12 protein-coding genes and 1 other RNA gene are annotated in these 11,731 nt (G+C 65.0%); all 13 read left to right on the top strand.

Annotated features, from left to right (window positions below; all coding sequences use genetic code 11):
* The first annotated feature begins 17 nt into the window (after nucleotides 1-17).
* The 13 genes from ABZS43_RS12885 to ABZS43_RS12825 all read left to right on the top strand — a co-directional run bounded on the left by ABZS43_RS12885 (nucleotide 18) and on the right by ABZS43_RS12825 (nucleotide 11,714).
* Nucleotides 18-875, top strand: a complete 858-nt coding sequence (locus ABZS43_RS12885) for a helix-turn-helix domain-containing protein (RefSeq protein WP_355036040.1) — start codon at nucleotides 18-20, stop codon at nucleotides 873-875.
* A 143-nt stretch (nucleotides 876-1,018) separates the two neighbouring features.
* On the top strand, nucleotides 1,019-2,134 hold the full coding sequence (prfB, locus tag ABZS43_RS12880) for a peptide chain release factor 2 (protein WP_355036039.1): 1,116 nt from the start codon (nucleotides 1,019-1,021) through the stop codon (nucleotides 2,132-2,134).
* A gap of 141 nt (nucleotides 2,135-2,275) precedes the next feature.
* Nucleotides 2,276-3,124: a mechanosensitive ion channel family protein gene (locus ABZS43_RS12875; RefSeq protein WP_355036038.1), complete on the top strand. Its 849-nt coding sequence runs from the start codon at nucleotides 2,276-2,278 to the stop codon at nucleotides 3,122-3,124.
* Between the two features lie 25 nt (nucleotides 3,125-3,149).
* Nucleotides 3,150-3,308 (top strand): hypothetical protein, encoded by a 159-nt coding sequence (locus tag ABZS43_RS12870; RefSeq protein WP_355036037.1) that lies wholly within the window; start codon nucleotides 3,150-3,152, stop codon nucleotides 3,306-3,308.
* 50 nt (nucleotides 3,309-3,358) lie between these two features.
* Nucleotides 3,359-4,048, top strand: a complete 690-nt coding sequence (ftsE, locus tag ABZS43_RS12865) for a cell division ATP-binding protein FtsE (protein ID WP_355036036.1) — start codon at nucleotides 3,359-3,361, stop codon at nucleotides 4,046-4,048.
* Nucleotides 4,048-4,950, top strand: a complete 903-nt coding sequence (gene ftsX, locus ABZS43_RS12860; RefSeq protein WP_355036035.1) for a permease-like cell division protein FtsX — start codon at nucleotides 4,048-4,050, stop codon at nucleotides 4,948-4,950. Before ftsE ends, ftsX begins: the two co-directional genes overlap by 1 nt.
* 156 nt (nucleotides 4,951-5,106) lie before the next feature.
* Nucleotides 5,107-6,981: a DNA helicase RecQ gene (gene recQ / locus ABZS43_RS12855; RefSeq protein ID WP_355036034.1), complete on the top strand. Its 1,875-nt coding sequence runs from the start codon at nucleotides 5,107-5,109 to the stop codon at nucleotides 6,979-6,981.
* 108 nt (nucleotides 6,982-7,089) lie between these two features.
* Nucleotides 7,090-8,160 (top strand): metallophosphoesterase, encoded by a 1,071-nt coding sequence (locus ABZS43_RS12850; RefSeq protein ID WP_355036033.1) that lies wholly within the window; start codon nucleotides 7,090-7,092, stop codon nucleotides 8,158-8,160.
* A 101-nt stretch (nucleotides 8,161-8,261) separates the two neighbouring features.
* A complete protein-coding gene (locus ABZS43_RS12845) occupies nucleotides 8,262-8,486 on the top strand; it encodes a hypothetical protein (protein ID WP_355036032.1) in 225 nt (74 codons plus the stop codon).
* Between the two features lie 109 nt (nucleotides 8,487-8,595).
* Nucleotides 8,596-9,069, top strand: coding sequence for an SsrA-binding protein SmpB (smpB, locus tag ABZS43_RS12840; RefSeq protein WP_355036031.1), 474 nt, complete (start codon nucleotides 8,596-8,598; stop codon nucleotides 9,067-9,069).
* 156 nt (nucleotides 9,070-9,225) lie between these two features.
* Nucleotides 9,226-9,597, top strand: a transfer-messenger RNA (tmRNA) gene (ssrA, locus tag ABZS43_RS12835).
* A 19-nt stretch (nucleotides 9,598-9,616) separates the two neighbouring features.
* Nucleotides 9,617-9,961 carry a type II toxin-antitoxin system RelE/ParE family toxin gene (locus ABZS43_RS12830; RefSeq protein WP_355036030.1) on the top strand — a complete coding sequence of 115 codons (345 nt, stop codon included), beginning with the start codon at nucleotides 9,617-9,619 and terminating at the stop codon, nucleotides 9,959-9,961.
* A 1,084-nt stretch (nucleotides 9,962-11,045) separates the two neighbouring features.
* Nucleotides 11,046-11,714: a Crp/Fnr family transcriptional regulator gene (locus ABZS43_RS12825; RefSeq protein ID WP_355036029.1), complete on the top strand. Its 669-nt coding sequence runs from the start codon at nucleotides 11,046-11,048 to the stop codon at nucleotides 11,712-11,714.
* The last annotated feature ends 17 nt before the right edge of the window (nucleotides 11,715-11,731 follow it).

Below are 11,731 nucleotides of genomic sequence, written 5' to 3'. Positions count from 1 at the left end.
CTTGTTACCGTCGAGGGGTGAGCGATAACGAGCTGGGACTTTTCCTGCGGTCCCGGCGCGAGTCGGTGCCACCCGCCCAGGTCGGACTGCCCGCGGGACCGCGCCGCCGCACCCCCGGTCTGCGCCGCGCCGAACTCGCCACCCTCGCAGGGGTGAGCGTGGAATACATCATCCGGCTCGAACAGGGCCGCGATCGTCGCCCGTCGCCGCCGGTGCTGTCCGCACTGGCCGATGCCATGCGGTTGACGCCGAGCGAGCGTATTCACCTGCACCGCTTGACCAAGGCCGCCGATCCCGGTTTCAGCTGTATGGGCGGCGCGCCGCCGAACAGGGCGGTGCGGCCGACGGTCCGGGCCGTGCTGGACCGGCTGGAACCCACGGCCGCGGTAGTCGTCAACAGGCTGGGTGAGGTGCTCGCCTACACCGAGGGCTACCGGCAGCTGATGGAGCCCGCGGGATTGCTGGACGATCCGGGTTCGGCGAACCTGGCCGTTTTCACCTTCGCCGACGCGCGGGCGCGGACCGTGTACCCGGACTGGGAGCACGTGGCCGACGAAGTGGTCGCCGCCCTCAAACACGGCCCGTTCCGCGCCGACCGCGATATCGCGGCCCTGGTCGACGAGTTGACCGTGGTAGCGGGCGCGGAATTCACCCGCCGCCTCGACACCGTCCCGAGCCTGCCCGCCGCCACCGGCGTCACCCGGTTCGCGCACCCCGCGGTCGGTCCGCTTCGCCTGGCCTTCGAGACGCTCGATCTGTCGGCCGACGACGATCAGCAACTGGTCGTGCACCTGCCCGCCGACGCGGCCACCGCCGCGGCGCTCGACAGTCTCAGCGGACGCAGACCCGGCGCGCTGCGCGCGGTCAACGACTGAAATGGCCTCGCGGCTCGCCCGGGTGCGCCGGTAGTCTCGCTCCCATGGGTTATTCGACGCAATCCCCTGCTGTCATCCGCTCGGCACAGACGTACCCGGCCTGAAGAGCTGCCGGACAGGCGGGGCGACTACGCTTGAACATCGTGCATCCTGATGTTTCCGCCGACCTCGCCGAACTCGACGCGACCCTGAAGACGGTCGAGTCGGTCCTCGATATCGAGGAATTACGCCGCCGAATCGACGAACTCGAACATCAGGCCGCGGATCCGGACCTGTGGAACGACCAGGACCATGCCCAGCAGGTCACCAGTGAACTCTCACACGCCCAGGGTGAACTGCGCCGCGTCGAGGAATTGCGGCAGCGGCTCGATGATCTACCGGTGCTGTACGAATTGGCCGAGGGCGAAGAGGGCGAGGCCATGACCGTCGCCCTCGCCGAGGCCGATGCCGAACGCGCCTCCCTGCACGGCGATGTCGAGGCCATGGAGGTCCGCACGCTGCTGTCCGGCGAATACGACAAGCGTGAGGCGCTGGTCAATATCCGTTCCGGCGCGGGTGGTGTGGATGCCGCCGACTGGGCCGAGAAACTGATGCGGATGTACATCCGCTGGGCGGACAGGCACAACTACTCCGTCGAGGTCTACGACACCTCCTACGCCGAAGAGGCGGGAATCAAGAGCGCGACCTTCGCGGTGAAGACGCCCTACGCCTACGGCACGCTGTCGGTCGAGATGGGCACCCATCGCCTGGTGCGCATCAGTCCGTTCGACAACCAGGGCCGCCGCCAGACCTCGTTCGCCGAGGTAGAGGTGCTTCCTGTCGTCGAGACCACCGACCATATCGAGATTCCCGAAGGCGAGATCCGGGTGGATGTGTACCGGTCCTCGGGGCCAGGTGGTCAGAGCGTCAACACCACCGACTCGGCGGTGCGACTGACCCACATCCCCACCGGCATCGTGGTCACCTGCCAGAACGAGAAATCCCAGCTACAGAACAAGATTTCGGCCATGCGCGTGCTGCAGGCCAAACTGCTCGAGCGCAAGCGGCAGGAGGAGCGCGCCGAAATGGACGCGCTCAAGACCAACGAGGGCGCGTCCTGGGGTAACCAGATGCGTTCCTACGTGCTGCACCCGTACCAGATGGTCAAGGATCTGCGCACGAACTACGAGGTGAACAATCCGACCGCGGTGCTGGACGGCGATATCGATGGTTTCATCGAGTCCGGGATTCGCTGGCGGATGCGAGAGCAGGCAAATTAGTTTGTGGCGGGCTGGAATTCGGCCTCGCCACGGAAGGTCGGCGGGGCCGCAACGGCATGACGCGCCGTGCTCGGGGCCGTACCGTTGTAGCCTGTCTGGCGTGTGTGATGCCGAAGATGAGACGTTGCGGGAGCCGATCCGGTGATCGCGCTCGGGATCTCGTCGGACACCACGGCCTGGCTGCGATCCAGCGGGCTGGAGATCGTCCTGCTGCTGCTCGGCGTGGTGCTGTTCGGTCGCTTCGCGACCTTCGTCCGCGATCGGATCACCCAGAAGATCGACTCCGGATTCCACACCAGCGACGCGCTCGTGCGTTCCGAGGCGGCCAAGCATCGGCACGCCCTGGCACAGGTGCTCACCTGGGTGGTGCTGACCATCGTCTACGTGCTGGTTGGTATGGAAGTATTGCGACGTCTGGGTTTTCAGGTCACCGGATTGGTCGCGCCCGCCGCGGTACTCGGCGCGGCGCTGGGTTTCGGCGCTCAGCGCATCGTGCAGGACATCCTGGCCGGGTTCTTCCTGATCACCGAGCGGCAGTACGGATTCGGTGACGTAGTTCGCATCGCGGTGACCGGTTCGGCCGAGATCGCCGAGGGTACGGTCGAGGATGTCACGTTGCGGATCACCACGCTGCGCAACTCGGACGGCGAAGTGATCACCGTGCCGAACGGCCAGATCGTGAAAGTGACCAATCTGTCCAAGGATTGGGCGCGCGCAGCGATCGACGTGCCGGTGGCCGCCAGCGTCGACATCACCAGGGTGAACGAGATACTGCACGAGGTCGGTACCCGGGCGTACGAGGACCCGAGATTGAAACCTCTGCTACTCGACGAACCCACCGTCATGGGTATCGACGACCTGGCGATGGACCAGATCAATATCCGAATGGTTGCCCGGACACTGCCGGGTAAACAATTCGAAGTCGGCCGAGAGTTGCGGGTGCGAGTCGCCGCGGCCCTGCGCCGGGAGGGAATCAGTGAGTCCACCTAGAACGACAGTGATCCTGAGAGAAACGGTGAAACCCCGCAAGTCGACCGCGGTGCTGATGGTCGTGTGGGTCGCGACGCTCGTGCTCTACCTATTCGTCAAGCCCGACCAGCCGCCGCCCATCGGGACGGGTGTGCTGGTGAACACATCGCCGGTGGCGACGTTTTCCGATCCTGCCGGGCAGTAGTCCGATCGACCCAGCGGATCGGGGAGCAGGTCTGGTTACACTGGCTCCCCGTGATCACCATGCGGAACGTCACCAAGTCGTACAAGACCTCGACGCGACCCGCGCTGGACAACGTCACCGTCGATGTGGACAAGGGCGAGTTCGTCTTCATCATCGGACCGTCCGGTTCAGGTAAGTCGACCTTCATGCGCCTGCTGCTCAAGGAGGAAGCGCCCACCGCCGGGGAGATCCGCGTCGCGGATTTCCGAGTCGATCGGCTGCCCGGGCGCAAGGTGCCCAAGCTGCGCCAGCGGATGGGCGTCGTCTTCCAGGACTTCCGGCTGTTGCAGCAGAAGACGGTCGAGGAGAATGTCGCGTTCGCGCTGGAGGTGATCGGCAAACGACGCCAGTTCATCGACCGCACCGTCCCCGAGGTCCTGGATATGGTCGGACTCGGCGGCAAGGGCGACCGCCTGCCGAGCGAACTCTCCGGCGGCGAGCAGCAGCGGGTCGCGATCGCCCGCGCCTTCGTCAACCGGCCGCTGGTGTTGTTGGCGGACGAACCCACCGGCAACCTCGATCCCGACACCAGCGGCGACATCATGATGTTGCTCGAGCGGATCAACCGCATCGGAACGACCGTGGTGATGGCGACCCACGACAATCACATCGTCGACGCGATGCGCAGGCGGGTGGTCGAGCTGGATCGCGGCAGGTTGGTGCGCGACGATGCGACCGGCGTCTACGGGGTGGGCCGGTAATGCGCGCGAATTTCCTGTTCAGCGAGGTTTTCACCGGTCTGCGCCGCAATCTGACGATGACCATCGCGATGATCCTGACCACCGCGGTTTCACTGGCGATGCTCGGCGGCGGTCTGCTCTCGGTGCGGATGGCCGACAAGACCGAGCAGTACTTCACCGGTCGGCTCGAGGTGCGCTTCTACCTCGACGAGGCGATCTCCGCCGAGGATCCCGACTGCGCGGTCGAACCGTGCCGATCGCTGCTCGCGGATATGAAGAAGACCCCGGGCGTGGTCAGCGTCCAATTCCTCAATCGCGCCGCGGCGCTGGAGGAGGCGAAGAAACTCTTCGAGGACCAGCCCGAGATGGTGCAGTACATCTCCGAAACGCCACTGCCCGCATCGATGCGGGTGAAGATGACCGACGGCGACGAGTACGAGCACATCTACAACACCTTCCGCAACAGGGAAGGCGTGCGCACCGTCGCCAACGATCGGGAATTCGTCGACCGGCTGCTGCGCCTGTTCGACGGTCTGCGCAACGCGGCATTCGGCCTGGCCGTGGTGATGGCGCTGGCCGCACTGTTGCTGATCGCGAACATGATGCAGATCGCGGCCTTCACCCGCCGCACCGAAGTGAGCATCATGCGCCTGGTCGGCGCCACCCGCTGGTATACCCAGTTGCCGTTCCTGATGGAGGCGGTGGTCGCGGCGCTGGCAGGTTCGCTGCTGGCGATCACCGGGCTGCTGATCGCCCGGCCACTGGTCATCGACCGGGCGTTGGGCCCGCTGTTCGACAGCAATGTCTTCCCGCGGATCACCGGGGACGATATCGCCACCGTCGCGCTGACCATCGCTCCCATCGGGCTGGTCGTGGCCGCGGTGACGGCGTACGCGACACTGCGCTACTACGTGCGCGAATAGATCGCCGAACCGCGGGCCGCCGCCCCGCTCAGGGCGGCGGTCCGCGTGATCGGTGCACCCTGATCAGTTGTGCACATGTGGAGTACTCGGCAGATCGTCCCGGTCGCGCCAACGCTGGCGGCGCGAGGCTTGCGCCGCGCTCGTAGGATGGGCCGGGTGACTCCCCCCGACACATTTGCGGATCTGGTGACCGACGAAGCCGATATCGGTTCCGATATCGGTGCGGCGCAACAGGTTCTACGTCGCGTGTTCGGGTACGACAACTTCCGCGGCGATCAGCACGAGATCGTCGAGCACGTGATCGCGGGTGGGGACGCGCTGGTCCTGATGCCGACCGGCGGCGGTAAATCGCTGTGCTACCAGGTGCCGTCGCTGGTCCGGCCCGGTGTCGGAGTGGTGGTCTCACCGCTGATCGCGCTCATGCAGGACCAGGTCGACGCGCTCAGCGCACTCGGTGTGCGGGCGGGCTTCCTCAACTCCACCCAGTTCCCGGACGAGCGCCGGATGGTGGAGGCCCAGTTCGTGGCCGGTGAACTCGACCTGCTGTATCTGGCGCCGGAACGCCTGCGCTCGGAGGCGACGGTGCGGTTGCTCGAACGCGGCAAGGTATCGCTGTTCGCCATCGATGAGGCGCATTGCGTGTCGCAGTGGGGCCACGACTTCCGTCCCGACTATCTCGCGCTGTCGGTGCTGCACGAACGCTGGCCCGATGTGCCGCGCATCGCGCTCACGGCCACCGCGACGGAGAAGACCCGCGACGAGATCATCCACCGGCTCGACCTCGGCGGCGCACGGCGCTTCGTCTCCAGTTTCGACCGGCCAAATATCCAGTACCGCATCGAACCCAAGAACCGGCCGGATCGCCAGCTGCTGGAATTCATCCGCGCCGAACACGCGGGCGACGCGGGCATCGTCTACTGCCTGTCTCGCAATTCGGTCGAGAAGACAGCGGCCTTCCTCACCGAGAACGGCGTCAGCGCGGTGCCCTATCACGCCGGTCTGGACAATCGGACCCGCGCCACCAATCAGGCGCGCTTCCTGCGTGAGGACGGCCTGGTCGTGGTCGCGACGATCGCGTTCGGTATGGGAATCGACAAACCCGACGTCCGTTTCGTCGCCCACCTCGACCTGCCGAAGTCAGTGGAGGGCTACTACCAGGAGACCGGTCGTGCCGGTCGCGACGGCCTGCCGTCCACGGCCTGGATGGTCTACGGCCTCAGTGATGTGGTGCAGCAGCGCAAGATGATCGACAGCTCCGAAGGTGATGCCGCTCACCGCAGACAACTCCAGCTGCACCTCGACGCGATGCTCGCGCTGTGCGAAACCGTGTCCTGCCGTCGCGGCCAGCTGCTCGCCTATTTCGGCCAGCCGGGCGGCACCGCCTGCGGCAATTGCGATACCTGCCTGACGCCGCCCGAATCCTGGGACGGCACCGTAGCCGCGCAGAAGATGCTCTCCACGGTTCTGCGGCTGAAGCGGGAACGGGGCCAGAGCTTCGGCGCGGGCCATATCGTCGACATCCTGCTCGGCAAATCGAATCCCAAGGTGTTGCAGCACGCCCACCACGAACTCAAGGTGTTCGGGGTCGGCACCGATCTGCGCGATATCGAATGGCGCGGGGTGGTACGGCAGTTGCTCGCCCAGGGCCTGCTCGCGGTGCACGGCGACTACGGCGTGCTCACCCTCACCGACGCGAGCGACGAGGTGCTGTTCCAGGGACGTCAGGTGCGCTTGCGGCGGGAACCGGAGCGGGTCGCGACCAAGTCCGTCCGCGCGGCGAAACAGGCGAAGGCGGTCGTCGACATGGCCCCCTCCGATGTTCCGCTGTTCGAGAAGTTGCGCGAATGGCGCGCCGCGACGGCCAAGGAACAGGGCGTGCCCGCCTACGTCGTCTTCCACGACGCCACCCTGCGTGAAATCGCCGCGCGCAAACCAGGCAGTCTGGCGGAACTCGGCACCGTCGCCGGGGTCGGTGAGAACAAACTCGCCAAATACGGCGAGGGCGTGCTCGAGACGCTGGCGGGGGCATGATTGCCCGGCGGGTGCACGCGTATCGACAGATCGTGGCATGCCGTTTCCGTGGACTCGCACCTGCCATGAGTCCCCGGGGCGGCGTCGGACCAACGGGAGGGCATGGGAATGAGTGAGGCGCAAGGTATAGGGCGGCGGGAGCTGCTCACCGGGGCTGCCGCCATGGCCGCTGGTGTCACCCTGGTCGGTCTGTCACCCGCGCAGGCGGTCCCCGTCGCGCAGGGCGTGACGAAATTCGACTTCCCGACCGGAGACAGTGTGCGCGTCCTGGTCACCGGGGACGCCGGTACCGGAACCCGCACCCAGTGGGCGGTCGCCGACGCGGCACGCGAATACCACCGGCGCACACCGTTTTCGCTGGCGATCGGTCTCGGTGACAATATCTACGAGAGCGGCCCGACCGGCGCGACCGACCCGCAATTCGCCGACAAGTTCGAGAACCCCAACGCCGGACTGGATTTCCCCTGGGCGATGGTGCTCGGCAATCACGACACCAGTTCGGTCCTGCCCGGCGACGGCGGTTGGCTGCTGCGCGGCAACCACGAGGTGGAGTATCACGCGAATTCGGCCCGCTGGTGGATGCCGAGCCGGTACTACTCGGTGCGGCTGCCCGAGCAGAACCCGGTGGTCGAATTCTTCGTCCTCGACGTCAACCCGCTGGCCGCCTACGTGCCGCCGCTGCTTTCGCCGTATTGGACAGTCGACGGCGACTACATGAACGCGCAGCGCGCGTGGCTTGATCGTGCCCTCGCGCAATCGCCTGCCACCTGGAAGATCGCCTGCACCCACCAGCCCTACCTCAGCAACGGCCCGCACGGCGACGCGGGCCACTACGAGGGGCTCGCCGTGGAACCCCTCAACGGCGTGCACGCGAAACGTTTCTTCGAGGAATTCGTCGTCGGCCGTTGCCATTTCATCCTGTCCGGACACGACCACTCACTCCAGGTGCTCGAACCCACCCCCGAATCGAAGGGCACACGCCAGATCATCAGCGGGGCGGCGGCGAAAACATCGGGCAGCGAACCGAAGACCACCGCGCATCCGGCCCTGTTCGAGAATCACGATCAACTCGGCTTCATGGTGCTCGATCTCACCGCGGACGCGGTCGAATTACGTGTCGTCACCGTCGATCTCGCATCCGGTGCGAGTGCCGAAGCGTTCCATCGCCGTCTCGGTTAGCGTCTCATCGATGGCGCGGCAACGTCACTGAATCACAACGTCATTGGAAACTCGGCCGTCAAACCGGGCGAGATGATGCCCGCTGGCGCTACGGTGCATCCATGGGATCCGGTGACGACTCCTCCGATGACTCCGGGGTACCGGACGGCCCCGCGCCCGGCGAGACTCCCGAAGGACCGCCGGGAAGGCGTGCCCTCGACCCCTCGGTCGAGTCCGTCTGGCTCGGCCGCGCCCGCCCGCAGCCCCTCGGCCGCCCCCGGCTGTCGACGCTGTTGCTGGTCGTCGCCTTCAGCGCGTTGCTGGTGCTGTATCTCACACTTCGCTGAGTCATCGGCACGAGGTGGCGGCGACCATCGGCCGGAGGTGGCGACAACCGCGGGAGGGCGCGACGACCTCGCAATAATCCGATTGTCGCGTCACTTAGAGTTGACCATTATGAAGGAGAAGGGGCGCAAGGTCATCGCGACCAACCGCCGGGCGCGACACAACTACACGATTCTCGATACCTACGAGGCCGGGATCGCGCTGGTCGGCACCGAGGTGAAGAGCCTGCGTGAGGGCAAGGCATCGCTGGTCGATGCCTTCGCGACGGTGGACCACGGCGAGGTGTGGCTGCGTGGTCTGCACATCCCGGAGTTCAGCCACGGCACCTGGACCAACCATTCGCCGCGCCGGGTCCGCAAACTGCTGCTGCACAAACGTGAGATCGAGCGGCTGGTCGGCAAGTCCCGCGAGGGCAACCAGACCTTGGTGCCGCTGTCGATGTACTTCTCCGACGGCAAGGTGAAGGTAGAACTGGCCCTCGCCAAAGGTAAGCAGGACTACGACAAGCGACAGGATCTGGCGAGGCGTACCGCTGAGCGGGAGGTCACCCGAGAGGTCGGACGGCGCATCAAAGGTATGCGGTGAGGTGCACGTTTCGTTCGTGACGCCCCGTACACGTCCGAGAAGTGAACCCGATCGGTCTCATGAATTCGCCAGGGTCGGCGACGCGTGGCGAATAATGGGAATGACCGGGGCGGGCGCAGTGTTAACATGACTAGCCCGCACGGTGCGGGCACGTACGGGGCTGAACGGTTTCGACTGCGTACGTTGATTCAGGGGAAGCGTGTCGGTGCAGGCAAGAGACCACCGTAAGCGTCGCTGCAACCAATTAAGCGCCGATTCCAATCAGCGCGAGTACGCCCTCGCTGCCTAAGTAGCAGGTCGTCTCTGTCAGTCCGGGCTCGTCCCTCGGTCCGGGTACTGGCATCAGCTAGAGGGAATTACCGTCAGGCTCGGTCGCGGAGCCGGACGGGACATCCAACAGCGACTGGGATCGTCATCCGAGCTTGTTCGTGAGACCCGGAGATCCGAGTAGAGGCTCAGCGAACTGCACACGGAGAAGCCCTGAAGACGCGGCGGAGGACCCGGGTTCGATTCCCGGCAGCTCCACCTAACGGGAACCCGCAGGTCAATGACCTGCGGGTTTTCTATTTCCGATGACTGGATCGAGTCGCAGGGTGAACGGTGCAAGATTGAGGAAGCACCGGACGAACTGACCGAGCGTGGACCGGAACTGGGAAGACCATTGGTCGATTGGATCCAGTCCAGCAAAGCGCTGCACAACCTCAAAGAACTTCGTCCTCGACCCCCGGCGGGTTCCGAGATCAGGATGCTGTTCGTCTTCGACCCAACGTGGGAGGCGGTCGTCTTGGTCGCTGGGGACAAGTCCGGCCAGTGGAATCGTTGGTACCGAGATGCGATCTCCCTCGCCGAACAGCGTTATAAGGACTACCGAGCAACGAAGGAAGAGTCATGAAGAGTGCGCCTTGGGAAGAGGCCAAGCGTCGAGCTCGCGAGATCGACCCGACATGGGATTCCCCTGAGCGCATCGCAGCGCGAGATGAGAGTCGCGAGCAGATGCGCGCGGAGCAGCGCGGACACCAGCTCGCCGACCTGCGCAAGCAGTGTGGGGCGACGCAGGCCCAGGTCGCTGAGCTGATGGGGGTTCGCAGGCCAGGGCGTCGCAGATCGAGCACGGCAAGATTACGTCCATGGATTTGGTTCGTGACTACATCGTCGCGCTCGGAGGAACCTGGGATGTTGTTACTCACGTTGGTGATTGGAGCGTCAAAGTCGCTTAGCTCAGCGGACGCGTTGCGTGACGTCGAGTCAGAAACCCGGAAGGCAGTTCGTCGCAGGTATTCGCATCGGGAGATCGGTCGAATCGACAGGCGGGTCGAAGGATACTCCACCCCTCGGGCAATCGTCATGACTCGCATGATGGAGCAATTGACGAGGAGCGAGGTTCCGGTAAACCCATTGACCGGCACGATTTTCGAGTCGGATGGGTAGCGCTGCCATGGCCATCGCTGAGCGAAGACCACCCACATTGTCGACCTGCTCGGGACTCGGTTGTTGCCGCTCAGGCTGCGTCGGTAATGAATCGTGCAATTTACACGGGTGTCGTCGGCGTCGAGATCGATGTCGAGCGCGTTGGCGAGTAAGGGGAGGGAGCACGGTGTCGGAGCCTGCGATGCGCGAGATTTCGGCTCGGTTTGGGCCAACGCGTTCAGCGAGTTCGGTTTGAATGAGTCCGAGTTCGCGGTCCGTTTCCCCTCGATCTGCTGCCGCAGATCAGCGAGGTATTCCGGCAGTCCGGTCCAGTTCGAGTAAGTTCTGGCGGTACCGCCGAGAAGGTCCCAGCCTCTTTCGTGTCGCTTCCCGGCTGACACACTCGTGAAACCGCGCCGATGCTGTTGATCTGCAGTATCTTTCACCTACAGAGAATCCGCGACAGCGGTTCGATCGGTCCGAACGTGCGGACGCGTTCGGTGCGGTTTCGATGATCGGCAGGTGGGGGCGATGCCATGGTTGGCTCGGCGTGGCCGTCTGGCACATTGATGGCTCGGTTGACCCTGGAATCCGGCCGTGAACTGCTGGGGCTGACACGTCCACAGCGGGTGCCCGCGGGCACGGTCTTGATCAGTCAGGGTGATGAGCGGCAGCATGTGCTGCTCTTGCGCTCGGATGACCCGGAACGATCGGCTTGTGTGAAGATCACCGCCGACTCTCGTAGTGGCAAGCGGGGGCTGCTCGGTATCAGAGTCAGCGGCGATGTTGTCGGTGAACTCGCGGCATTGCGCGGTGCGCCGCGTATGGCAACGGTGACCACCTGCACCGACACGGTGGTACACACCATCGCGCCCCGCGATTTCCTCGAGTTCCTCAACAGTCGTACCGACGCATGGGAGGCGCTGTGCCGAATGATCGCGGACCGACTGGAATGGGCGAACCGTCGCCGCCTAGACTTCGCCGGATATGAGGTGTCGGTTCGGCTGGCCCGTGTGCTGCTCGATCTAGCCGAACGGCACGGCGGTGCGGTCGCGGGGGGATACGAACTCGGTGTTCGGCTTTCGCAGACGGAACTCGGCGCGCTCATCGGGGCACGTGAGGATACCGTCAGCTCCGCTATGCGGCAGTTGCGCGCGGACGGGCTGGTCGTCACCGCGTATCGCACCGTCACCATCACCGACTTCGAAGCGTTGCGCGTTTTCGCCGACGATTACTGAGGTTTTCGGGAGAGTCC

The sequence above is a fragment of the Nocardia sp. NPDC005366 genome (assembly GCF_040606855.1).
Classification (GTDB): domain Bacteria; phylum Actinomycetota; class Actinomycetes; order Mycobacteriales; family Mycobacteriaceae; genus Nocardia.
The sequence above is the reverse complement of the archived record's forward strand: the minus strand, read 5'-3'. Positions and strand labels throughout refer to the sequence as shown.